This is a genomic window from Phytohabitans aurantiacus, from assembly GCF_027923225.1.
GTDB classification, from domain to species: Bacteria; Actinomycetota; Actinomycetes; order Mycobacteriales; family Micromonosporaceae; genus Phytohabitans; species Phytohabitans aurantiacus.
In genome coordinates this window covers 817,425-839,616 of record NZ_BSDI01000007.1, presented here as the reverse complement: position 1 = coordinate 839,616, position 22,192 = coordinate 817,425, and the positions used below count along the sequence as shown (strand labels likewise).

Annotated in this window: 20 protein-coding genes; 11 read left to right on the top strand and 9 right to left on the bottom strand. The window is 71.6% G+C overall.

Annotation, left to right across the window (positions count from 1 at the left end; genetic code table 11):
* Positions 1 to 357: 357 nt before the first annotated feature.
* Complete coding sequence (locus QMG73_RS11315; protein WP_281894351.1) at positions 358 to 729, bottom strand: VOC family protein; 372 nt, start codon at positions 727 to 729, stop codon at positions 358 to 360.
* Positions 730 to 823: 94 nt separating this feature from the next.
* On the opposite strand from QMG73_RS11315, the gene QMG73_RS11310 reads away from it, so the two are divergent.
* The 3 genes from QMG73_RS11310 to QMG73_RS11300 all read left to right on the top strand — a co-directional run bounded on the left by QMG73_RS11310 (position 824) and on the right by QMG73_RS11300 (position 4,681).
* Positions 824 to 1,429 (top strand): TetR/AcrR family transcriptional regulator, encoded by a 606-nt coding sequence (locus QMG73_RS11310; protein WP_281894349.1) that lies wholly within the window; start codon positions 824 to 826, stop codon positions 1,427 to 1,429.
* Positions 1,430 to 1,503: 74 nt separating this feature from the next.
* Positions 1,504 to 3,690 (top strand): MMPL family transporter, encoded by a 2,187-nt coding sequence (locus tag QMG73_RS11305; RefSeq protein ID WP_281894347.1) that lies wholly within the window; start codon positions 1,504 to 1,506, stop codon positions 3,688 to 3,690.
* 28 nt (positions 3,691 to 3,718) lie between these two features.
* Positions 3,719 to 4,681, top strand: coding sequence for a phosphatase PAP2 family protein (locus tag QMG73_RS11300; RefSeq protein WP_281894345.1), 963 nt, complete (start codon positions 3,719 to 3,721; stop codon positions 4,679 to 4,681).
* A gap of 2,096 nt (positions 4,682 to 6,777) precedes the next feature.
* Here the strand turns inward: QMG73_RS11300 and QMG73_RS11295 are convergent.
* Genes QMG73_RS11295 through QMG73_RS11285 form a run of 3 tightly spaced genes read right to left on the bottom strand, consistent with a single transcriptional unit; the run spans position 6,778 to position 10,001 of the window.
* Positions 6,778 to 7,539 carry a hypothetical protein gene (locus QMG73_RS11295; RefSeq protein ID WP_281894343.1) on the bottom strand — a complete coding sequence of 254 codons (762 nt, stop codon included), beginning with the start codon at positions 7,537 to 7,539 and terminating at the stop codon, positions 6,778 to 6,780.
* Entirely contained in the window at positions 7,536 to 8,507 is a 972-nt protein-coding gene (locus tag QMG73_RS11290; RefSeq protein WP_281894341.1) for a WxL protein peptidoglycan domain-containing protein, read from the bottom strand. The genes QMG73_RS11295 and QMG73_RS11290 overlap by 4 nt, the downstream gene beginning before the upstream one ends.
* Before the next feature lie 3 nt (positions 8,508 to 8,510).
* Entirely contained in the window at positions 8,511 to 10,001 is a 1,491-nt protein-coding gene (locus QMG73_RS11285) for an HtaA domain-containing protein (protein WP_281894339.1), read from the bottom strand.
* A 122-nt stretch (positions 10,002 to 10,123) separates the two neighbouring features.
* Between QMG73_RS11285 and QMG73_RS11280 the strand changes: the two genes are divergently transcribed.
* Genes QMG73_RS11280 through QMG73_RS11265 form a run of 4 tightly spaced genes read left to right on the top strand, consistent with a single transcriptional unit; the run spans position 10,124 to position 13,909 of the window.
* Positions 10,124 to 10,903: a hypothetical protein gene (locus QMG73_RS11280; RefSeq protein ID WP_281894337.1), complete on the top strand. Its 780-nt coding sequence runs from the start codon at positions 10,124 to 10,126 to the stop codon at positions 10,901 to 10,903.
* Positions 10,900 to 11,913, top strand: coding sequence for a heme/hemin ABC transporter substrate-binding protein (locus QMG73_RS11275; protein WP_281894335.1), 1,014 nt, complete (start codon positions 10,900 to 10,902; stop codon positions 11,911 to 11,913). Before QMG73_RS11280 ends, QMG73_RS11275 begins: the two co-directional genes overlap by 4 nt.
* The gene (locus tag QMG73_RS11270) at positions 11,910 to 12,938 is read left to right on the top strand and encodes a FecCD family ABC transporter permease (RefSeq protein ID WP_281894332.1); all 1,029 of its coding nucleotides are present in this window, start codon (positions 11,910 to 11,912) and stop codon (positions 12,936 to 12,938) included. Before QMG73_RS11275 ends, QMG73_RS11270 begins: the two co-directional genes overlap by 4 nt.
* Positions 12,935 to 13,909 (top strand): heme ABC transporter ATP-binding protein, encoded by a 975-nt coding sequence (locus QMG73_RS11265; RefSeq protein WP_281894331.1) that lies wholly within the window; start codon positions 12,935 to 12,937, stop codon positions 13,907 to 13,909. Before QMG73_RS11270 ends, QMG73_RS11265 begins: the two co-directional genes overlap by 4 nt.
* Before the next feature lie 187 nt (positions 13,910 to 14,096).
* On the opposite strand, the gene QMG73_RS11260 is transcribed toward QMG73_RS11265, so the two are convergent.
* From QMG73_RS11260 to QMG73_RS11250, 3 genes are all read right to left on the bottom strand, one after another.
* Positions 14,097 to 14,405 (bottom strand): DUF2470 domain-containing protein, encoded by a 309-nt coding sequence (locus tag QMG73_RS11260; RefSeq protein ID WP_281894329.1) that lies wholly within the window; start codon positions 14,403 to 14,405, stop codon positions 14,097 to 14,099.
* A complete protein-coding gene (locus tag QMG73_RS11255; RefSeq protein WP_281894327.1) occupies positions 14,402 to 15,034 on the bottom strand; it encodes a biliverdin-producing heme oxygenase in 633 nt (210 codons plus the stop codon). The genes QMG73_RS11260 and QMG73_RS11255 overlap by 4 nt, the downstream gene beginning before the upstream one ends.
* A gap of 150 nt (positions 15,035 to 15,184) precedes the next feature.
* Complete coding sequence (locus QMG73_RS11250; protein WP_281894398.1) at positions 15,185 to 16,006, bottom strand: EamA family transporter; 822 nt, start codon at positions 16,004 to 16,006, stop codon at positions 15,185 to 15,187.
* Between the two features lie 76 nt (positions 16,007 to 16,082).
* Here QMG73_RS11250 and QMG73_RS11245 point away from each other — a divergent pair, with 76 nt between their 5' ends.
* The gene (locus QMG73_RS11245; protein WP_281894325.1) at positions 16,083 to 16,967 is read left to right on the top strand and encodes a LysR family transcriptional regulator; all 885 of its coding nucleotides are present in this window, start codon (positions 16,083 to 16,085) and stop codon (positions 16,965 to 16,967) included.
* Here the strand turns inward: QMG73_RS11245 and QMG73_RS11240 are convergent.
* Positions 16,894 to 17,946 carry a bifunctional glycosyltransferase family 2/GtrA family protein gene (locus tag QMG73_RS11240; protein ID WP_281894323.1) on the bottom strand — a complete coding sequence of 351 codons (1,053 nt, stop codon included), beginning with the start codon at positions 17,944 to 17,946 and terminating at the stop codon, positions 16,894 to 16,896. The genes QMG73_RS11245 and QMG73_RS11240 overlap by 74 nt on opposite strands.
* Positions 17,943 to 18,857: a phosphodiester glycosidase family protein gene (locus QMG73_RS11235; protein ID WP_281894320.1), complete on the bottom strand. Its 915-nt coding sequence runs from the start codon at positions 18,855 to 18,857 to the stop codon at positions 17,943 to 17,945. The genes QMG73_RS11240 and QMG73_RS11235 overlap by 4 nt, the downstream gene beginning before the upstream one ends.
* Positions 18,858 to 19,022: 165 nt before the next feature.
* Between QMG73_RS11235 and QMG73_RS11230 the strand changes: the two genes are divergently transcribed.
* From QMG73_RS11230 to QMG73_RS11220, 3 genes are read left to right on the top strand one after another with little or no spacing between them, the layout of a single operon-like run.
* Entirely contained in the window at positions 19,023 to 19,646 is a 624-nt protein-coding gene (locus tag QMG73_RS11230) for a DUF4956 domain-containing protein (RefSeq protein WP_281894318.1), read from the top strand.
* The gene (locus QMG73_RS11225; RefSeq protein WP_281894316.1) at positions 19,643 to 20,398 is read left to right on the top strand and encodes a polyphosphate polymerase domain-containing protein; all 756 of its coding nucleotides are present in this window, start codon (positions 19,643 to 19,645) and stop codon (positions 20,396 to 20,398) included. Before QMG73_RS11230 ends, QMG73_RS11225 begins: the two co-directional genes overlap by 4 nt.
* On the top strand, positions 20,398 to 22,188 hold the full coding sequence (locus tag QMG73_RS11220; RefSeq protein ID WP_281894314.1) for a carbohydrate-binding domain-containing protein: 1,791 nt from the start codon (positions 20,398 to 20,400) through the stop codon (positions 22,186 to 22,188). Before QMG73_RS11225 ends, QMG73_RS11220 begins: the two co-directional genes overlap by 1 nt.
* Positions 22,189 to 22,192: the final 4 nt, after the last annotated feature.

Genomic DNA, 22,192 nt, shown 5'->3' with positions numbered 1-22,192 from the left:
CGATCAAGGCCGAATGCACGTGGTTTGATCTCAAAACCACGTGCATTCGGCCTTGATCGATGAGGATGGCCTTGATCGGCGGACGTGGGCCGGGTGGCGCCGGAAGGCGCCCAGGCTGGGGCGGCCAGCACCCGCCTGCCTCCGGGACGTCGCGGGCCGGCTCCGGTCGCGCTCTTGCGCGAGGCGCTGATCGTGGCGCGCGTCGATCAAGGAAGATCGCATGGATCAAGGGCGAACGCACGCGGTTTTGAGATCAAACCACGTGCATTCGCCCTTGATCGGCGCCGGAGAGGGCGCGGGGAGGGGCGCGGGGAGCGCGAGGGCGCGCGGCCCGCGGGCGGCTGCGAGGCGGGCGGGTTACTCGGGGGTGTGGCTTACGGCCTCGACGTTGTTGCCGTCGGGGTCTCGGACGAAGGCGCCGTAGTAGCCCGGGTGGTACTCGGGCCACTCGCGGGGCTCGTGGAGCGGCTCGGCGCCGGACTCCACGGCGATCCGGAAGAACTCGCGCACCGCCGCCCGGTCCGGTGCCGCGAACGCGATGTGCGACTCGCGGAAGCCGGTGCCGGTGCTGTGCGGGCCGATCCAGAAGACCGGCTGGGGCGGCACGCCGTATCCGATGACGTCGCCGAAGTCGAGCACGCGCTGCCCGCCGAGGGGCGCGAGGACGGCGTCGTAGAAGGCGGCGCTGGCCGCCACGTCGACGCACTGGATCGAGATGTGATCGAGCACGGCCTCATCGTCGCACGAGGGAGTGACGTTTCCCACGATCTTTCCCAGCGGGAAAACTTGCCGGACGGGAAAGAAAGCGGGGATAGTCGGTGGCATGACCTCGGAAGTGAGCCTGCGGGAGCGCAAGAAGCAGGCGACGCGCGCGGCGCTGAGCCACGCGGCGTGGTCGCTGATGATCGAGCACGGCCTTCAGGCGGTGACACCGGAGACCGTCGCGGAGGCGGTCGACGTCTCGCCGCGTACGTTCCGTAACTACTTCGCCAGCCGTGAGGAGGCGATCCTGTACGGCCTCGTGCGCCGTGCGGGGTCCATCGCCGACGCACTGCGGGCCCGCCCTGCCGGCGAGCCGGTCTGGGACTCGCTCATCGAGGTGCTGCCGGATATGGTCGCCGGCTTGTTGGGGGAGTCGCGCGACCTGCTTCTGCTGATGCACGCGATCCTGCGTGACCCGGCGATGTTCGCGCAGCACCTGGTCGCGTTCGAGCACAGCCAGGAGCTCTTCGCCGCCGTGATCGCCGAACGCACCGGCACCGATCACCGGTACGACCTGTCGCCGCGGTTGCTGGCCGCGGCCCTGGGCGTCGCGATGCGCACCGCCGCCCTGGCGTGGGCGCAGTCGGAAACAGACGTCTCGATCGCCGACCTCATTCGCCGGTGCCTCATGGAGCTCCGCGCGGGCATTCCGCTGGGCGAGTCCTAGCCCCGCCCCATAACGAAAGCCGCCCACCGACCGGTGGCCGGTCGATCCCGTACGTCCAGAAACAGGAGATCTCGATGGCGTCGTTCCTCTACAGGATGGGCCGGTTCGCGTTCCGGCGCCGATGGTTGGTGCTCGGGCTGTGGCTCGCCGTGCTCGCGGGCACGCTGACCGCCGCGGGCACGCTGTCCGGGTCGACCGACGACTCGTTCCGCATCCCCGGTACCGCGTCGCAGCAAGCCATCGACCTGCTCCAGGAGCGGTTCCCGCAGGCGTCCGCCGGTGGGGCGACGGCACGGGTGGTGTTCGCTGCACCGGAGGGACAGACGCTCGCCGACCCGGCGAACAAGGCGGCCGTCGAGCAGGTGGTCGCCGAGCTCAAGCAGGCGCCGCAGGTCGCGTCGGTGGCCGATCCGTTCCAGTCGGGCGCCGTCAACCAGGCCGGCACCGTCGGCTTCGCGCAGGCCACCTACCAGGTACAGGCGCAGGAGCTGACCGAGCAGGCGCGCGACGAGCTCACGAGCATCGTCGATCAGGCCCGTGCCAGCGGCCTGAGCGTCGAGGTGGGTGGTGACGCGCTCCAGGTACAGACCGAGCAGGGCCTCGCCGAGGTGATCGGTGTGCTGGTCGCGGCCGTGGTCCTGGTGATCACGTTCGGCTCGCTGATAGCCGCCGGGCTGCCGCTGCTGACCGCGATCTTCGGTATCGCTATCGGCCTTGGCCTGATCACCGCCGCGACCGGGTTCATCGACCTGTCGTCGACCACACCGACGCTCGCCCTGATGCTCGGTCTGGCGGTCGCCATCGACTACGCGCTGTTCATCGTGTCCCGGTACCGGCATGAGCTGGCCCTGGGCCGCGAGGGTGAGGAGGCCGCAGGGCGTGCCGCCGGTACCGCCGGATCCGCTGTCGTCTTCGCCGGCCTCACCGTCGTGATCGCGCTCGCGGCGCTGTCCGTGGTGGGCGTGCCGTTCCTCACACAGATGGGCCTGGGCGCCGCGATCACCGTCGCACTGGCTGTGATCATCGCGCTGACGCTGCTGCCGGCCATGCTCGGCTTCGCGGGCTCGCGCATCCTCGGCAAGCGTGGCCGTGCCGGCCGCGACCCGGAGGCCGACGGCACGAACTTCGGCACCCGCTGGGCGCGCGGCGTCGCCCGCCGGCCGGTGCTCGTGCTGCTGGTCGCGGTGGTCGGGCTCGGCGTGGTCGCGCTTCCCGCGCTCGACCTGCGCCTGGGCATGCCGGACGACGGCACGGCCGCGCCGGACACGACGCAGCGCAAGGCCTACGACCTGGTGTCGCAAGGCTTCGGCAAGGGCTTCAACGCGCCGCTGACCGTCGTCGTGGACGGGACCGCGGGACAGGTCAAGGCGGCCGCGGACCAGGTCGCGGGGGAGATCCAGGGGCTGGCCGACGTGGCGGCTGTCACCCCGGCGACCCTCAACCAGGCCGGCGACACCGCGCTGCTGACGGTGATTCCCAAGAGCGGGCCGAGCGACGCGGCGACGGAGGATCTGGTACGCGACATCCGCCAGCTCGACGGCACGGTACCGGGCGCGAACGTCAACGTCACCGGCCTGACCGCCATCAACATCGACGTCTCGGAGAAGCTCGGTAGCGCGCTCGTGCCGTACCTGGGTGTCGTCGTGGGCCTCGCGTTCCTGTTGCTGATGCTGGTGTTCCGGTCGGTGCTGGTGCCGCTGAAGGCCACCGCCGGGTTCCTGCTCAGCATCGTGGCCACGTTCGGCGCGGTGGTGGCGGTGTTCCAGTGGGGCTGGGCCGCTGACCTGCTCGGCGTCGAACAGACTGGGCCGATCATCAGCTTCCTGCCGATCATCCTGATTGGCATCGTGTTCGGCCTCGCGATGGACTACCAGGTCTTCCTGGTGACCCGGATGCGCGAAGACTACGTGCACGGCATCGACGCGCGGGAGGCGGTCGTCACCGGCTTCGGGCATGGGGCACGGGTCGTGACGGCGGCGGCGATTATCATGATCAGCGTCTTCGCCGGGTTCATCCTCGCCCCTGACTCGATCATCAAGTCGATCGGGTTCGCGCTGGGCGTGGCGGTGCTGTTCGACGCGATCATCGTCCGGATGACGATCGTGCCGGCGGTGATGACGCTGCTGGGCAAGGCCGCGTGGTGGCTGCCCCGCTGGCTCGACAAGCTCCTGCCCAATGTCGACGTCGAAGGCGAGAAGCTGCGCCACCAGCTCGACGACGCACCGGAGTCCGATCGCGTCCTGGAACGCGCCTCGGCCTGACCCCCACGTCCGTCGGGAAAGGACCGCCATGAACGCACGACCACGGCCCGTCCGGGAGTTGCTGCTCGTCGCGGTCCTTTTCCTGGCGTACAAGTTGGGCCGGCTGGCCGTCGCCGGTGACCTGTCCTCCGCGTACGCCAACGCGGTACACGTGTGGGACCTGGAGCGCGCCCTGCGGCTACCCAGCGAGGCGGCCCTGCAACGGCTGGTGATCGGCGACGACGGGGTGGTGCGCGCGGCGAACCTGTACTACGCCTGCGTGCACTTCCCCGCCACGGCCGCGGTTCTCCTGTGGACATACCTGCGACGCCCGGCCCTGTACCGGTGGGCGCGCACCACCCTCGCCCTGCTGACCGCGGCCGCCTTCCTCGTGCAGGTACTGGTGCCGCTGTCCCCGCCACGGTTCCTGTCGCTGACCGGCATGGTGGACACCGGGCACGCCGTGGGGCCGACCGTGTACGGCAGCTCGACCGACGCGTTCGCCAACCAGTACGCCGCGATGCCGTCGCTGCACGTCGGCTGGGCGGCTGCCGTCGCGATCGTACTGATCGTGGCGACCCGGAGCCGGTGGCGCTGGCTCTGGCTGCTGCATCCGTTGCTGACGCTGGCGGTCGTCGTGGTGACGGCCAACCACTACTGGCTCGACGGCATCGTGGCGCTGGCCCTCCTAGCCCTCGCGTGCGCGGCGTCGGGTAGCTACTACCGCCGCGGCGCCGAGCACGATGAGCAGTACGCCGATGCCGGTCGCCGGCAGGATGAACCCGACGCCCGTCCGCGGAAGCGCGCCACCGCCACCGCCGGACGGGGTCGGCGTGACGCCGCCGTTGTCGCTGCCGACCGGGTCCTGCCCGACGAAGCTGACCCGCACCGCCACGTCCTGCGACCGGTCCGCCGACGAACGGTGGTCGACACGCGTGACGACCGCGCACGTGACCGTGAAGCAGTCGACGTTGCCGTCCTTGGCGGCCAGGGTCAGCTCGACCGAGAATGACCCGCCGGCGCCGTACGGCGTGGCGAGGCCCGCGCCGTACGGGTCGTCGTTCGCTATCCACGCCGACGTGTGCGAGTCGCCGCTCATGTCCACGCCGCCGAGGCACGGGCTGGGCAGCTGCCCGGCGCCCTGGTAGGCGCAGAACGCCACGTAGACGCCCTTGGACTCGTCGTATCCGCTGCCGGTGACCGTCACCTTCTGCCCGGTGACGGCGAGGCCGTTGACGGGCGTGACGGTGAGCTTCTGCCCGCCTGGACCGGTGCCCCTCCCGGTCCCGTACGGCCCTGTGGGGGTGGGTGTCGCGGTGGGAGTCGCGGTGGGAGTCGCGGTGGGTGTGGGCGTCGGCTCCTTCTTGATGGTGAGAGCCGCCGCCGTCGAGCGGGTGGTGCCCAGCGCGTTGGTGAAGGCCACCCGGTACCGGTAACCGTCCTGTGTGGACCGCGCCGTGAACGTCAGCGTCGTCTTCGTCTCGCCGGCCACGTCCTGCCAGGTCTGGCCGCCGTCCGGGCTGACCTGCCAGCGCACGGTGGGCGCCGGATCACCGGTACCGGCCGCCGTGAACGACACCGGGTCGCCGGCCCGCGTCTCGCGGTCGACCGGGTGGGTCGCCACCGCGGGCGAGACCTGCTTGATGAAGCGGGACACGGTGTTCTCGACGTTGTTGCTGACGAAGAACTCACCACCGCCGGGCCTGGCGGCCAAGCCGTGCACATTGGACGGTGCGGCCAGCGGGTCGGTGAGCGGCTCCAGGGTGTCGGCGTCGTAGAGCGTCACCCGCGACTCGGGATGGCCGGGCTCCAGCACGTACAGGACATCGCCGTTCGGGTCCAGGTACACCCTGCTCGGCGGGCGCTCCGGGTCACCGGCCAGCTTCTTCAGGACCGCGCCGGTGCCGGCGTGCACGACCACCACCGCGGCCGGCAGGTTGGCGGTGAGCACGAGCCGCCCGCGCTTGGGGTCGGCCGCGATCGCCGACGGCCCTTCGGTGCTGCCGGTCTCGATCTCGACGGTACTGGCGCTGAACGTGGTCGCGTCGACCTTGGTCAGCGTGTCGAACGCGGTGCCGACCCAGATGGTCTTCGTCGCGGTGTCCACAGTGAGCGGTCCACTGTCGCCGATCGGTACCGAGCGGGTGGTCTCCCACACACCGTTGGCGTATTTCGCCTCCTCGACGGTGCCGTCCGCCCGGGAGACGAACACGGTGTCCGAGGTCAGCCCGGGCGCGGCGCCCCGGATCCCGCGCGCCAGCACGGCGTTGAGCCCGACCGCCTGGGTGTCGCCCTTGCGCACGTACCCGAGGATCGCACCGGCCGCGAAGTACACGCCGTCACCGGGCGCCGGGCCGATGAGGTAGTTCACCTTGGCGTTCTTGCGCACCGTGGCGCCGAGGTTGACGTCGGTGACGTGGCCGAGCTGCGCGCCCGTGGCCGGGTCGAGGGCGTACACGCCGCCCTTGCCGGTGCCCAGGATCGCGCCCACGTAGAGCGTGCCGGACTCGGGGTGTAGCAGCACCGGTGACGGGCCGTCCGGCACCTGGAGCACCCCGGTCTCCTTGACCTTGACGGTGCCGGGCTCGACACCGCCCTCGCCCTCACCGGGGCCCGGCGGTGTCGTGGTGAAACTGAGCGGGATGCGGACGTCCTGCGAGCGGTCGGCACTGTTCCGGTGGTCCACTCTGGACACGACAGCGCAGGTGAGCCGGGTGCAGTCGAGGCCCTCGGTCTGTGCCCGGACGACGATCTCGACGTCGAACGTGCCGCCCTCGCCCCACGGGATGGCGAGCCCGCTGCCGTACGGGTCGGTGCCGATCCACTTCATCGACTCCGACTCGCCGCTGGTGTCGGCGCCGCCCGCGCACGGGGTGGGCAGCCGGCCGTCGCCGTTGTCCTGGCACACCGCTACGTAGATGCTCTTCTTCGTGTCGTACCCGGAACCGGTGACCCGGATCTTCTCGCCGGCCGGGTCCAGCACGGTCTTCGAGACGGTCAGCTGCTGGCCTTCCGGTCCCGTTCCGGTGACCTCGCCGGCGGCGGAGGCGGTGCCGGGGAATGCCACCACAGCGGTGAGCGCGACCGCCAGTAGCGCGCGTCTCTTCTTCACGGCGTCGTGCCTTTCTTTCTGTATCGGATTTCTCTCGCAGCAAGCGCAGCGACGAGCAGGCCCAGCAGGCCGGGGAGGACCCATGGGTACGTGCCAGTGGACGCGGTGAACCGGGTGGTGCCGCCGGCACCGGTGACCTCGCCCGCGACGGTGTACCTCCCGAGGGCGAACAGGGGGACGTCGACCGGTACCCGCACGGTGCGGGCCTCACCGGGCGCGAGGTCGGGCTGCCTGGGCGCGGGTACGAAGCCGGTGGGCGCGGTGCCCCGTCCGGCGGTCACGGAGAGGGTGACCGGTGCGGGGGACGTGCCGTCGTTGCGCAGCCGTAGCACGAGGGTGCGGCGGGTGGGCCAACCCAGCCAGGCGTCTTCCTCAATGTCCACAGTGGCGAGAACGGGGTCGCTGATGCCGCTCATTGCTGAAGCGGTCGCGGCGGTCGCGCCCGCGATGTCGACCGGTGCCGTAGCGGTCGCGGCGCCGTCCAGGCTCCGCACGCGTACCACGCACGGGCAGCCGCCGGGCGGTGCGGTGACCGCCAGCGGGGCGCCGCCCGCGCCGGAGCGGGGCACGTAGGTCTGCGCCCCCGCGTCGACGGCGCACCCGGCCGGCCCGCACAGCTCGATGGTCACGCTGCCGGCGGGCCACCCGGCCAGTCGCACGAGCAGCCGCTCACCGGGCGCCGCCTGTGCGCGGTCGACGCTGACGGCCGGCGATGCGAACGCCAGCGCCGCGGCCAAGGTACACAGTGGAATGCTCATGCGGCGCGGCGCCGCCTCGCGCGCGCCCGCCAGCGGCGAACGGCGAACCAGCCGGCCACGGCGACGAAAAGGAACACCCATGCCCAGGGCACGGCCCACACGCCGCTGCTGCGGGTGACCGCCGGCAGCGCACCGTCCACCGTGGTGGATTCGACGTCGACCCGGACGTCGAGGTGGCCGGCCGGCACGATCCCGTTGAACTGCTCGGTGATGGTGATGGCGGAGCCCGGCAGCAGCTCGGGCACCGGCGCGCCGTCAGAGGCGGCGAGCCGCAACCCAAAGGGAGCGGTGACCCGGGCGCGGGCGGTGCCGCTCAGCCGTACGTTTCCGGTGTTGCGCAGCCGATAGCTGACCACGACGGGTGCCGTGCCTACGGGGTTGAGCGGGTTGTCGTACCCGACCTTCATCGCCTCGACGGCCACGGCGGGCCGCGTCGGACCGGCTACGCGCAGGTACACGCGGGCCGCGACCCGGCGGTCCACATTGACCCGCTGGCCGCCGCTTTCCTGTGCCTGTGCGACCGAGACCACGACGCCACCCGCATGGTCGCCGGGGGTGGCGTTGGCGGGGACGGTGAGCCGGAACGGGATGACCACCCGCCGGCCGGCGGGCACCTCGTAGGTCCGCGCCTCGAAGGCGACCCACGCGCCCGCGCCGACCGGTGGCTGGCTGGCCGGCTGGAGGGTGAAGCTGCCGTCGGCGGTGGTGAACGCGTCGGCGCCGTACACGGCGAACGTCATGCTGGCCGTGCCCAGGTTGGTGATGGCGACCCGGTCGTCGACGCGCTGTCCAGGGGCGGCCTCGTAGACGAAGTACGCCCGCCCGGTGGGACCGTCCTTACTGGAGGGTTGTACCGCCCAGGTGAAGCCGTCGTCGGCGGACGCGGCGGTGGCGCCCACGAGGGGCACCGCGGCCACGACCGCCAACGCGATCGCGACCGCGGCGCCCCAGCGCTTGGATAGGACCATCGCTCAGGAGAGAGTGAGGGTCAGGGTGGCGGTGTAGTCGCCCGGGGCGGTTGCCGCCGGCACGCCCAGGTCGAGGCGCGCTCCACACCGGAACTCGCCGGCGCTCGCCCCGGCGGCGGCGCCGCACAGGGTACGGGCGGTGCCGAGGCCCGAGCCGGGCTGGGCCACGCCGCCGGCGGTGACGGTGCCGTCGGCGCCGTTGAGCCCGTCTCCGACCACCGTCGCGGTCGGCGTCCAGCCGAGGTTGTCGGCAGCGATGGTGCCGCCGAGCCCGCTGGTGAACTGTTCCACCTGGCCGACGACGCTCCAACCCGCGTTGGTGCCCCGCAGATCCTTGACGGCCACCGCGTTCAGGTCGCCGCTCGCCACCGCGCCCGGCGTCGCCGCGGACAGCGCCACGGCCGCACCGGTCGAGGTGAGCGTCAGCGGCCCGGTGGCCAGTACCCGCGTGGTGATCTCCTGCTCGGCGGTGCCGCCGTTGGCCCCGCCCGGGCTCTGGAACGCGATCGGCGTCGACGTGTCCTGCGACCTGTCGGCCGACCCGTGCGCCGCGAACGTGAGCACGTAGCACTGGACCGTCCGGCAGTCCACCGCGGCGCCGGTGCCGTCGGTGTAGGTGGCGCTGACCGACAGCGTCGTACTGAAGGTGCCGTCGGCGTTGAGCGGGTCCGCCCCGCCGGCCCGTACCCACTTGGCCGACTGGTAGTACGCCGCGTTGGCCCAGTAGTCGTCGCGCTTGGGGCCGAAGACCACGTAGACGCCGGCGCCGGCCGGGTTGAAGCCCGAACCGGTGACGGTGAGCGTGGCTCCCGTGGGGTCCACACCGGACGCCGGTGTCACGGTGACCGCCGGGCCCGACTGCGCGGCCGGCGCGGTGAACGCGAACGACAGCGGGTCCAGCACCGTTCCGGCGCCGTAGAAGCCAGCGAACGCGGCGGCGCCGGTCTCGGTCATCGTGGTGACCAGGTTCGTCCAGGTCACCGTGTCACCGGATACCGCCGGGCTCGCGCCCGCCGTGCCGAGGGTCGCGATCTGCGCCTGGTCGACGTGCACCGGCTCGAAGCCGCCGCCGCTGGTCTCCAGGTCGACGTCGGCGAGCAGCGAGCCACCCGCGCCGTCCACCACCACGGCGGGGTTGGCCAGCGTGATGGAGAAAAAGTGCGCCGGGTACGAGAAGACCACGGTCCCGCCATAGTGGACGGTGGTCGCCCCGGTGGCCGCGTCGTACGTTCCGCCCGTCGCCGGGAACTTGAAGGTGCCGTCGGCGTTGCGGGTGGCGCCGTTCGAGACCGCGATCGGCGGGGTGCCGTTGCCGGTCTGCACGTACGCGCGGAACGAGGCCTTGAAACCCCAGTCGAGCGCGCCGCTCGTGACGCTCGCGGGTGCCGCCGAGGCGGGTGCCACGACGGCTATCGAAGCGGCTGCGCCCAGGGCGACGGCCGCGGCCCAGCGCAGCGGCTGCCGGGAGATGCCACCGGCACTGCGTCTGTCCATTCTGTTCTGGTCCTTCCTGGATGTGGACATGCGGAAGCCAGGTTAGCCTCGCCTAACTTTTTCGAGAATCCATCGTTCACCCGCTTGCGCGTTCGTGATGATCGACTTAGGTTAGGCTAACTATGCTTCGATCACTCGCGCTGGCCGTCGGCGCTGCCGCTACCGCCGCCTGCCTCGTACCAGGCACCGCGTACGCCGACACCGCCGCGCGCGTGTCCGGCGGTCAGAAACTGACCGTCAACAAGTCCAGCGGGCTGGCCCGGGCCGGCGAGACGGTCACGGTCACCGGCTCCGGCTACGACGTGAACAAGGGCATCTACGTGGCGTTCTGCGTCGACAACGGTGCCGGGGCGGTGCCTACCCCGTGCGGGGGAGGCGCCGATACCACCGGCAGCCTGGGCGCCTCGCACTGGATCTCGTCAAACCCGCCCTCGTACGGCGAAGGGCTGGCCGTCCCGTACGGTGCGGGCGGCTCGTTCCGAGTACAGATCAAGGTGACGCCGAAGATCGGCGACATCGACTGCACCAAGCGCAGGTGCGCCGTGGTGACCCGCAACGACCACACGCGCAGCGGTGACAGGTCACAGGACGTGCGGATACCTGTCACATTCGCGGCGGTGGCCGTGCCTCCGAAGACCACCGCCGCGGCGCCGCCTCGCACTACGCCGGCGGCTCCATCACCCACCGCGCCCGCACCGGTACCGTCCACATCGGCCCCTGCTGTGGCACCCGCGACCACCGGTGGGCCGGCCCCGACCTCTGCCGCGCCTACAGTGGAGGTGACGCGGGTCAGCGAAAGCTCCTCCGTCGGCCGCTGGTGGACCGGTACCGTCGTCGCGCTGCTCGCCGCGCTCGCGGTACTCCTTGGGCTGCGTGCCTGGCGGCGAAGGACGCGCTCGTGAAGCTGGCCCCCACCTCGATGCGGGGCCTGGCAGCACTCGTGCTTCTGGTCTCCGGATGCGGCGCGGCGCCGGCCGCGAGCAGCGGGCCCACGACGTGCGGCCCCGCTACCGTCGTCGTCGCCGACACCGAGGTCACGCCGATCGGCGCGGACCCGGGCAGCACCCTTCCCGTCACCGTGCCGTCCGCAGACGGCAAACAGGTCACAGTGGACGATGCCAGGCGCATCCTGCCGGTCAACCTGTACGGCTCGATCGCCGAGATCGTCTTCAGCCTCGGGCTCGGCGGGCGCGTGGTCGGGCGGGACACGTCGACGACGTTCGGCGTCGCCTCGCACCTCCCGCTCGTCACGCCCGCCGGGCACGACCTGTCCGGCGAGGCGATCCTCAGGCTCAACCCGAGCGTCGTGCTCGCCGACGGCAGCATCGGCCCGCCCGAGGTCCTCAACCAGTTGCGCGGTTCCGGCATCCCCGTCGTGCTCATCGACGACGAGCAGACGCTCGCCGCCGTACCCCGGCACATCCGCGCGATCGCCGCGGCTCTCGGCGTGCCGGCCGCGGGGGAGAAGCTCGTCGCCCGGGTCGACGCCGAGATCGCCGAGGCGCGCGCGAACGCGCCGACCGGGGGCAAACCGCCGCGCGTCGCGTTCCTTTACGTACGCGGCACCGCCGGTGTGTTCCTCATGGCTGGCAAGGGCGCGGGCTCCGACGACATGATCCGCGCCATCGGTGCCGTCGACGCGGGTACCGAGATCGGGCTGGAGAAGTTCCGTCCACTCACGAGCGAGGGGCTCATCAACGCCGCACCCGACGTTATCCTCGTCATGTCCGAAGGGCTGGAATCGGTCGGTGGCGTCGACGGCCTGCTGAAGCTGCCCGGAGTGGCGCAGACGCCGGCCGGCCAGCAGCGGCGGATCGTCGACATGGACGACGGGCTCCTGCTCAACTTTGGCGCCCGCACCGGGCGCGCCGTCCAAGCGCTCGCGACGGCTGTGCACGGAACCTGTTCGTGAGGCGTCCCGCGCTCCTCGTGGGCCTCGGCGCCACGCTCGTGCTGCTGGCTCTGGTCGCCGCCGGTACCGGCCAGGTGCGGGTGCCGCCGGCCGAGGTACTCGGCTCGCTGCTGCACCGCGCGGGACTCGACATTGGACCGATGCCCAGCGCCCCGCAGGGTGAGAACGCGTTGTGGGTCGTACGTTTCCCGCGCGTGGTGCTCGCCATCGTCGTCGGGGCCGCGCTCGGCTGCGCGGGCGCGCTGATGCAGGGCGTCTTCGGCAACCCGCTCGCTGAGCCGGGCATCATCGGCGTCTCGTCGGGCGCCGCCGTGGGTGCCGCCACCGCCATCGTGACCGGAGTGTCCACACTGGGCGGTTGGACGGTGGCCGGCGCCGCGTTCATGGGTGGGCTCGCGGCGGCGTTCCTGGTCTACACGACGTCGCGCTCCGGCGGGCGTACCGAGGTCGTCACGCTGGTCCTGACCGGCATCGCGGTCAACGCGGTGGCCGGTGCCCTGATCGGCCTGGTGATGTTCTTCGGCGACGCCGACGCGGTGCGCGCCATCGCCTTCTGGCAGCTCGGCAGCCTCGCGCAGGCCACCTGGGCGAGCGTGGCGACCACGCTGCCGTGCGCGGCGGCCGGCATCGCCGTCGCGCTGGCCACCGCGCGCCGCCTCGACCTGCTCTCGCTCGGCGACCGGCCGGCGCGGCACCTGGGTGTCCACGTTGAACGGTTGCGGATCGGCATGATCGGCGTGACCGCGCTGCTCGCCGCGTCCGCGGTGGCCTTCACCGGCGTTATCAGCTTCATCGGCCTGGTGGTGCCGCACCTGGTGCGCATGGTGGCCGGCCCGGGACACCGGACGCTGCTGCCGGCCAGCGCCCTCGCTGGCGCGATCGTGGTGGTCGTGGCCGACCTGGCGGCCCGGACCCTCGTCGACTACCAGGAGCTGCCGCTCGGCGTGCTGACCGCCGTCGTGGGTGGGCCCTGCTTCTTCTGGCTGCTGCGGCGCGCCCGGAACAGCGCGGGAGGCTGGGGATGAGACGCTTCCAGGCACCGGTGCGGCCATCGCCCGGCGCGGTAGCGATCCGGGTACGCGGCTTGGCCGTCCGGCGTGGACAGACGGCGGTACTGTCCGATGTGGACCTCGATGTGCGCGCCGGCGAACTGCTGGCCCTCGTCGGGCCCAACGGCGCCGGCAAGTCCACATTGCTCGCCGCCGTCTGTGGCGACCTGGCCCCGGCCGAGGGCACGATCGAGCTGGACGGCGCACTCTTGGACGCGTGGAAACCCGTCGACCTGGCCCGCCGCCGCGCGATGCTGCCGCAGCACACCACGCTCGCGTTCCCGTTCACAGTGGCGGACGTGGTGGCGATGGGGCGTGCGCCCTGGGCCGGCACCCCGCTGGAGGCGCAGGACGCCGAGGCGGTCGCCACGGCCATGCGCGACACCGACGTGAAGGCGTTCGCCGCCCGGCCCTTCCGGGCGCTGTCCGGCGGCGAACAGGCCCGCACGGCGCTGGCCCGGGTGCTCGCGCAGCGTACGCCCATCCTGCTTTTGGACGAGCCGACCGCCGCTCTCGACCTGCGCCACCAGGAGCTGGTACTGAGCGTCGCCCGCGACCGCGCCCAAGCGGGTGACGCGGTGGTAGCGGTCCTCCACGACCTGGGCCTAGCCGCCGCCTACGCCGACCGCGTCGTCCTCCTCGCCGGCGGCCAGATCGTGGCGGACGGTCCACCGCGGGATGTCCTGACGGGGGAGGCGCTGACCAGCGTCTACAACCACCCGGTCGAGGTGCTACCCCACCCCCGAACCGGCACCCCTCTGATCCTCCCAGAGCGCCGCACCCCCACCCCCGGCGCGTCGGCGTCCGCCGGAGGCGCCCTCCCCGCCGCCCCCGCCGCCCCCGCCGCGTCGGCGTCCGCCGGAGGCGCTCTCCCCGCCGCCCCCGCCGCGCCGGCGTCCGCCGGAGGCGCTCTCCCCGCCGATCAAGGGCAAATGCGCGCGCTTTGATCTCAGATCCGCGTGTATTTGCCCTTGATCGATGCGTATCTCCTTGATCGACGCCCCTGCGGCGCCGCGCGCCGCCCGGCCCCCGGCGGCGTCGCGCGAGGCCGAGCCCCGCCGGCGTCGCGCGAGGCCGAGCGCCGCATCCTTGGAGCCGCCGACGATGCGGGCATCGCCCCGCAGGGGGATGTCGCTAGCTGGCGTCCGCCCGTGGGGTGAGGCCGAGCTTGGCGCACGCTTCGCGGTACATCCGCGCGGCCTCCGCGCGGACCTGGCGGCGCTCGGTCAAGGTGGTGGTGAACGGGACGCGGGCGGGCACCTCGACACCGTCCACTGTGGCGGTAAAGTCCATGCCGTCGGCGTCCAGACCGGACATCGCCGCGGCCGAGGCGCCCGGCTGGCCGCCCAGCCCCTGCACGATCACCCGGCAGTCGTCCGCATGGTCGCCGTTCATGTGGCGCATGATGGCCGCGACGACGTCTGGCGTGAAGGGGCCGCTCATCGCACCGCCACCGCCTTGCCCAGATCGTCGAGCATCGCCACGTTCAGACGGTACGCGAGGGACACCTCGTCGAGGAACCGGTCCTGCTCGACCTGATCCCACCCGGTCTCGTCGAGCAACTCCCGGTACTGGCGCTTGACGTACACGGGGTGCACGCCGGGAAACTGGTAGAAGTGGGTGCCCTCGTCGCCGAGCCCGTACTCGCGGGCCAGCGCCTTGAGCACGATCTGCCCGCCTGACAGGTCACCGAGGTACCGGGTGTAGTGGTGCGCGACGAACCCCGCCGGCCAGGTGAAGGCGACCTCGCGCAGCCGGGCGCGGTACTCCGAGGTGGCGGCGCTGGCGGTGATCCGGGTCGGCCAGTCCTCCCCGAGCAGGAAGTTCAGGTCGGCGACCAGTGCGGGCAGCCGCTCGAGCCCGTCGAGGACGAATCGCCCGGCCACCGGATCGGTGCGCATCTCGGTGGCGGCTTCCTCCAGCGTCTCGTACACGAAGAACAGCTGAGCTGTCAGCGCGGCGTACCCGTCGCGGTCCAGCTGTCCCGCCATCAGCGCGTCGAAGTAGGTGACCGCCTGTGCGGCCGCGTGGTCCGCCCTCGTCGCTTCCCGCACCCGTACCGCGAGCCCCATGCCCCACCCTTCGAAGACTTAGGTAAGGCTAAGCTACAAGGCGCATGCTGTGATCCACTAAACGGATGATCCCCCGGGCGCGGCGGGGCGGTGGGGCGTCGTGATCAGGGCGTCCCTCAAGTCGCCCTAACGACTTCAGGGACGCCCTGATCACGACGTGGTGGTTACGGCCACCGCGTTCGCCGCTACCACGATCGCTATGCCTATCCACTCGTGGGGGGACAGGACCTGGCCCAGTAGGGCGAGGCCGGCTAGCGCCGCCAGCACAGGGTGCACGCTCATCACGACGCCGAAGAAGCGCGCCGGCACGCGTCGCAGCGCGACCAGATCGACCGCGTACGGGATCACCGAGCTGAGGACGCCGGCGCCGATGGCGTACACGATGCCGGCGCCGTGGACGCGGCCCTGCGCGACCAGGACGACCGCGACGGGCAGGTAGATCAGCATCGACACGGTCGTGGCCGCGGCCGGCGCCTGCAGGCCCGGCAGGCGGGCGCCGACCAGGCGGTTGAGGAGGATGTACCCGGCCCAGCAGGCGGCGGCGAGCAGCCCGAGGCCGACGCCGACGTAGTCGCTGGAGCCGTTCGGCAGCACCAGTATGTACACGCCGGCCCCGGCGCCGAGCGCGCACAGCAGGTCGAGGCGGGTGCGCGAGCCGCACAGCGCCACGGCCAGCGGGCCGAGGAACTCCAGCGTCACCGCGAGGGCGAGCCCGACCCGGTCGATGGCTGTGTAGAGGCTCAGGTTCATGGTGGCGAAGACGAGCCCCAGCAACAGCGTCGGCCACCACTGGGCCCACGTGAACCGGCGCAGGTCGGGCCGGGCCACCGGCAGCAGCACCGCGGCGGCCACGAACTGCCGCACCGCCACCACGCCGGCCGGGCCGATCGTGGCGAATGCGTGCGCGCCGACCGCGGCACCGACCTGGTTGCTGCCGGCGCCCGCGATCATCGCCGCCAGCCCGCTCTTCATCCCCACGGGCTCAAGTTTCGCCGGCGGCGGCGGGAAGACGGAAATACGCGGACCGCCCCAGTTATACGCTCGGCGTATGGATCTGGAGGTGCGGCACCTGCGCGCCTTCGTCGCGGTCGTCGACGCGGGCACCTTCACCGACGCGGCCACCGAGCTGGGCGTGTCGCAGGCGTCGGTGTCACGGGCGATCGCCGCGCTGGAGGCCGCGCTCGGCATCCGGCTGCTGCAGCGCACCACCCGCCACGTCACGTTGACGCCGATCGGCGGCCGCGTCCTGACTCACGCGCGGCGGGTGCTCGACGAGGTGACGCACCTGCGGCAGGCCGTCGAGGTGTCCCGGACTGAGCTGCGGGTCGGGTACGCGTGGGCGGCGCTCGGCAAGCACACCCGGCGACTGCAGAAGACCTGGAGCGCGCTGCATCCCGGTGTGCCGCTGGTCTTCGCGCAGTCCAGTACCCCCACCGGCGGCCTGAGTGAGGGCTCAGCCGAGGTCGCGGTGGTGCGCCGCTCGCTCGACGGCGACCCGCGCTTCGACACCGCCCTGATCGGCGAGGAGAGCCGGGTCGCGGCGGTCGCCACCGACAACGCCTTGGCCCGCAAGCGGTCGGTGCGCCTCGGCGACCTGTCACGGTACACAGTGGCCATCGACCACCGCACCGGCACGACGACGCTCGATCTGTGGCCGGCGGGCACGCGCCCGGCCGTGCGCAGCACGCACGGCGTCGACGAGTGGCTCACGCTCATCGCGGCGAACCAGGCCGTCGGCCTCACCTCCGAGGCCACCGCCAACCAGAACCCGCGCCCCGGTGTCGCCTACCGCGCGGTCCGCGACGCGCCACCCATCCAGGTCTGGATCGCGTGGTGGCGTGACGACCCGCCACCCCACCTCACCGATCTGATAGCGCTGAGTCGCGCGGCTTACTCCCCGCGAACACCAGGCGGCGCTGGACGAGGTAGCTGACCGCGAACAGCGCCGCCTCGGTGCCCAGCTTCGCGGGCAGCAACGGCACACCCGCCGCCGTGAGGCCGTCGATCAGCAGGAAGTTGGCCGCCAGCAAGGACAGAACCAGCATCCAGTATCTCGTGGCGGTGGCCCGCCACGGAACCTTCCCGTGGTTGAACACAAACCGTTTATTTACAAGGAAGTTCACTGTGGAGCTCAGCGCGCGGGCGCCGAGCACCGAGGGCAGCAGGGCGCCGGTCATCGCGTACAGGGCGAGCAGTCCGACGGTATCGACGGCGAACGCCAGCAGCGACGAGGCCGAGAACCGCAACAGCGGCCGGTACACGCGCAGCGAGTCGACCAGCGGCCGGAAGTGCGAGGACCTGTTCTGTTCCAGGTAGATGGTGGCGATGTCGGTCTCGGTCACCGCCTGGTTGTCCTGCGCCGCCTCCAGAAGCACGTTCATCTCGTACTCGAACCGGTCTCCTGGCACCCGTTGCAGCCAGCCGAGCATCGAACCCGGGTACGCGCGCAGCCCCGTCTGCGTGTCCCGCACGTGCCGGCCGGTGGCGGCGGAGAACAGCACCCGCGTCACCGCGTTGCCGAGCCGGCTGCGCAGCGGCACCGTGCCGGTGAACCGCCGCGAGCCGAGCACGAGGTGGCCGGCGCGGCGCACCCGGTCGGCGACGCGCAGGATGTCGCCCACGGTGTGCTGCCCGTCGGCGTCCGCGCACACCACATCGTCGCCGCGATGGGCCGAGGCGATGTACCGGAAGCCGGACTTGAGCGCGTGCCCCTTGCCCTTGTTGACGGGGTGGCGCAGCACGGTACAGCCGAGGTTCTCGGCCGCGTCGAACACCGGCCGGTACGCGGGCCCGCTGCCGTCGTCGACGGCGACCACCCGCGCGTCGGGTACCGCGGCGCGCAGCGAGCCGACGAGGGTGACCAGGCGATGGTCCGGCTCGTACGCCGGGATGAGCACGATCACGGCGCTCACTGGCCGATGTAGAGGATGTCGGAGGTGCCGCGCTCCTTGCCCTTGCCGAGCGGGTTGTTCACGAGCGCGCCGTCGTAGTACATCGTGGACGATCCACCACCGTCCAGGTTGTACGCCGTCTGAGCCCCCAGCCCGATCATGATCTGCGCGAGCTCCGGCAGCGTGACGCCCTTGCTGTAGCCGGTGCTGCGGCCGTCCACCACGACGAAGACGAGATGGTTGGTGTCGACGACGCCGATCGCGGTGCGCGGCTGGTCGCCCTGGATCGAGTGGTTGCCGAAGTTCGTGTCGATCTCGACGCTGTCGATCCCGGCGACCTCGGCGCCATCCTCCACGATGGCCGGTCCAAAGGAGAGCGTGTTCCACACCCCGTCGGCGACGAGCTGTTCCGCCGTGGTGGCGGTCTCGTCGTACACCTTGACCGTGCCGTCCTTGTAGAAAGCGAGACCGGTGCGGGCGCCCTCGTCCCGGTACACGACACCGTTGCGGATGACGATGCCGGTGTCGCGGAAACCGTAGTAGTCGCCGTTGATGGCGAAGACGGCGTCGTTGTCCTCGGCGATGGTCGACGTGTTTTCGATGATGTTCTCGCCGAAGCTGTTGTCGGCGAACGCCGAGCGCAGCTGCGTCGCGTCGGTCAGCGTGACGTCGGCCACGTAGTAGGTCACCGTGTCGTTGCCGCTGCCGGTCGTCACCTTCGTCACCTTGATGGCGGCGTCACCCGTGGCGGTCTGCACCGTGGACCCCTGCGCCGCCTCGTACGCCCGCACGTCCGAGATCTCGACGTGGTCGACGACGTACCTGTTCAGCGCCCACGCGGAGCCGCCGCCCGCGGAGAGCAGGACGGCGGCGGCGGTGGCTACTACGGCGCGGCGGATGCGGCGCTTCGGTCGGTGCCCTTCTGGCGTCATGCGGCAGGTCTACCGGCCGATTCTTTGCGGGCCGTGTGGCGAACCTGTGAGCCAGCCCAATGCTCGCTGGGCGGACTCATGTGCGCGGCACAGAGCGTTCATAGGAAGCTCCCAGGTATCGCCGGTCAACTGAACGCGTCGTTAACCCCGGATGAAGGAACGCTCGTGAATGAGTTGACGGTCGTCGCCGCCGATCTCGCCGCCATCGCCGTGCTGGTGTTCGGCGTCTACTTCCCCCGGCACCACCGCCGGGACCTCGTGGTCGCGTTCCTCGGCGTGAACATCGGCGTGCTCGCCGTATCGCTCGTGCTCGGATCCTCCACCGTCGGTATCGGCCTGGGCCTGGGCCTGTTCGGCGTGCTGTCCATCATCAGGCTGCGCTCCGACGAGATCGCCCAGTCCGAGATCGCGTACTACTTCGCCGCGCTCGCGCTCGGCCTGCTCGCCGGCATCACCGGCGGGGTCGGCTTCCTGAGCAGCGGCCTGATGGCCCTGATCGTCGCGGCACTGTACGTCGGTGACCACCCGAAACTGTTCCAGCGGTACCGGCACCAGACGCTCCGGCTCGACAGCGCGCACACCGACGAGGAGGCGCTACGGGCACACCTGGAGATGCTGCTCGGCGCGCGCGTGGTGAACCTGTCGGTCAAGCACGTCGACCTCGTCAACGACAGCACGCTCGTCGAGGTGCGGTACCGGGCCGGGCAGGGGGGTCGGGGGTGGGGGACGCCAGGGCATGCGACAGTGCGGCGCGAGCCGAGCCCGCGGATCGAACGGGTGGCGCCGTGACGGTCGCCGACCTGCGCCCGATCGGCCTGGCGGAGCTCGTCGAGCGGGCCGCCCTGCTGACCCGCGTGGACCGCAAGTACGTTGTGCCCACTGTGGACCTTCCCGCGCTGCTGCACGGGCTTGGAGCCGAGGTGCGGGTACTGGAGATCGACGGCCGGCGCGAGTTCGGGTACCGGTCCGACTACTTCGACACCCCGTCGCTGGAGTTCTACCTGGCCACCGCGCGCCGCCGGCGGCACCGGTACAAGGTGCGGGTCCGCGGCTACCTGGACACCGGCGGCCACTACCTGGAAATCAAGACCCGCGAGGCGCGCGGCGCGACGGTCAAGCACCGCTTCCCGTACCCGGACGAGGCGACCGACGGCCTGGACGCGCACGCGTACACCGACATCGAGGCCGTGCTGCCCGGCGGGCGGCGGCCGATGGAGCGCGTCCTCGTCACGCGGTACCGCCGCACGACGCTGTTCGTGCCCACCACCGGCGCCCGGATGACCATCGACACGGCGCTGTCGTTCGCCCTACCCGAGGGCGGTCCGGTCATGGAGATGCCGGAGCGCGCGGTGGTGGAGACCAAGTCACCGGGTGTCGGCGCCAGCCCTGCCGACCGTCTGCTGTGGTCACTCGGCCACCGCCCGTGCGCGCTGTCCAAGTTCGGCACTGGACTCGCGGTGCTGCGCCCCGATCTACCCGCCAACCGCTGGCAACCCGTGCTGCGGCGGCACTTCCGCCCGGCGACCGACAGGAGATGGTGATGAGAGTCCGCAAGAAGCTGACCGCCGCGATGTTCTCGGCAGTACTGGCGACCGCCGCGGTGGCCGGGTGCTCGGACGGTGGCTCGGACACCGCCACCGGTACGTCGGGAGGCACCACCGCGGCGGCCGCCAGCGTGAGCGGCGCGTCGAGCGCCGAGCAGGTGCTCGCCGAGAACCAGGACGCCCACGACACCGACGCCTCCTTCGACGAGTCCACTGTGGTCGATGTCAAGCTGACAGGCGGCTCAGCCACGGCAAGCGGCGACGGCGTCGCCGTGGACGGCTCGACGGTCACCATCACGGCGGCCGGCACGTACCGGCTCAGCGGCACCCTGAGCGGCCAGGTCGTCGTCAAGGCCGGTGCCGAGGCCACGGTCAAGCTGATCCTCGACGGCGCCACCATCACCAGTACGTCCACGGCGGCGATCGCGGCCACCGAGGCCGACAAGGTGGTGGTCATCCTCGCCGACGGCAGCCAGAACACGCTCGGCGACGCCAGCTCGTACGCCGACGACGCGGAGGTGAACGCCGCGCTCTACAGCGCAGCCGACCTCACCATCGCCGGAAACGGCGCGCTGACGGTACGCGGCAACGGAAACGACGCGATCGCGAGCCAGGACGGCCTTGTCATCGCGTCCGGCACCATCACCGTCGAGGCGGCCGACGACGGCATCCGCGGCAAGGACTACCTGATCGTCCAGAGTGGAACGATCAGCGTGACCGCGGGCGGCGACGGGCTCAAGGCCGACAACGCCGAGGAGGCGGACCGGGGATACATCTCGGTCGCCGGGGGCACGGTCACCGTCACCGCGAAGGGCGACGGCGCCGACGCGGCCACCGACCTGGTGGTCACCGGCGGCACCGTGACCGTCACCGCGGGCGGCGGCAGCGACGTGGCGCCGACCGACGAGAACTCCACCAAGGCGCTCAAGTCCGGTGTGATCGTCGTGTTGCAGGGCGGCACGCTCAAGCTCGACTCGTCCGACGACGCGATCAACAGCGACGCCGCCGTCCACCTCAACGGCGCCAAGATCACAGCGGCGACCGGCGACGACGCGGTACACGCCGAGGCGTCCCTGGTCGTCGATGCCGGCTCGCTCGACGTGACCACCTCCGAGGAGGGCCTGGAGAGCGCGGCGATCGCGGTCAACGGCGGCGACGTGACTCTGGTGTCCAGCGACGACGGCGTCAACGCGTCGGGCGGTACCTCCACCGGTGGCGGCGGCGGACCGGGCGGCGGCGGTGGCGAGGCCGTTGGCGCCTACTCCGTCAAGGTCACCGGCGGCACGCTGGTGATCAACGCGGAGGGCGACGGGTTCGACTCCAACGGCACCGCGTCGATCACGGGCGGCACGATCGTCGTCAACGGGCCCACCCGCAACGGCAACGGCGCCCTGGACGTCAACGGCGACTTCCAGATCAGCGGCGGCGTGCTGGCGGCCGCGGGCAGCGCCGGCATGGCGGTCGCGCCGGGCACCGACTCCAGCCAGGGCTGGCTGTCGTCGACGTTCACCTCGACGGTGGCGGCCGGCACGACGCTGCAGGTGGTCGACGGCGACGGCAAGGTGGTCGCCACGTTCGTGACGAGCAAGGACATCCAGAACCTGGTGTACTCGTCGTCCGCCATCACCAAGGGTGACAAATACCAGATCTACTCCGGCGGTACCGCCTCCGGCGACTCCACCGGCGGCCTGTCCACGGCGGGCACCCTGGGCTCAGCGAATTCCGTAGCGACGGTAACGGCAGGCGAGGCCCCAGCGGGCGGTCGAGGCGGCCGTCCCGGCCGCTAACCCC

Excerpts from the sequence above, each read along its gene's own strand:
- QMG73_RS11310 (WP_281894349.1), top strand. The coding sequence starts at position 824 with ATGACCTCGGAAGTGAGCCTGCGGGAGCGCAAGAAGCAGGCGACGCGC.
- QMG73_RS11305 (WP_281894347.1), top strand. The coding sequence starts at position 1,504 with ATGGCGTCGTTCCTCTACAGGATGGGCCGGTTCGCGTTCCGGCGCCGA.
- QMG73_RS11300 (WP_281894345.1), top strand. The coding sequence starts at position 3,719 with ATGAACGCACGACCACGGCCCGTCCGGGAGTTGCTGCTCGTCGCGGTC.
- QMG73_RS11295 (WP_281894343.1), bottom strand. The coding sequence starts at position 7,539 with ATGAGCATTCCACTGTGTACCTTGGCCGCGGCGCTGGCGTTCGCATCG.
- QMG73_RS11290 (WP_281894341.1), bottom strand. The coding sequence starts at position 8,507 with ATGGTCCTATCCAAGCGCTGGGGCGCCGCGGTCGCGATCGCGTTGGCG.
- QMG73_RS11285 (WP_281894339.1), bottom strand. The coding sequence starts at position 10,001 with ATGGACAGACGCAGTGCCGGTGGCATCTCCCGGCAGCCGCTGCGCTGG.
- QMG73_RS11280 (WP_281894337.1), top strand. The coding sequence starts at position 10,124 with ATGCTTCGATCACTCGCGCTGGCCGTCGGCGCTGCCGCTACCGCCGCC.
- QMG73_RS11265 (WP_281894331.1), top strand. The coding sequence starts at position 12,935 with ATGAGACGCTTCCAGGCACCGGTGCGGCCATCGCCCGGCGCGGTAGCG.
- QMG73_RS11260 (WP_281894329.1), bottom strand. The coding sequence starts at position 14,405 with ATGAGCGGCCCCTTCACGCCAGACGTCGTCGCGGCCATCATGCGCCAC.
- QMG73_RS11255 (WP_281894327.1), bottom strand. The coding sequence starts at position 15,034 with ATGGGGCTCGCGGTACGGGTGCGGGAAGCGACGAGGGCGGACCACGCG.
- QMG73_RS11250 (WP_281894398.1), bottom strand. The coding sequence starts at position 16,006 with ATGAAGAGCGGGCTGGCGGCGATGATCGCGGGCGCCGGCAGCAACCAG.
- QMG73_RS11245 (WP_281894325.1), top strand. The coding sequence starts at position 16,083 with ATGGATCTGGAGGTGCGGCACCTGCGCGCCTTCGTCGCGGTCGTCGAC.
- QMG73_RS11235 (WP_281894320.1), bottom strand. The coding sequence starts at position 18,857 with ATGACGCCAGAAGGGCACCGACCGAAGCGCCGCATCCGCCGCGCCGTA.
- QMG73_RS11220 (WP_281894314.1), top strand. The coding sequence starts at position 20,398 with ATGAGAGTCCGCAAGAAGCTGACCGCCGCGATGTTCTCGGCAGTACTG.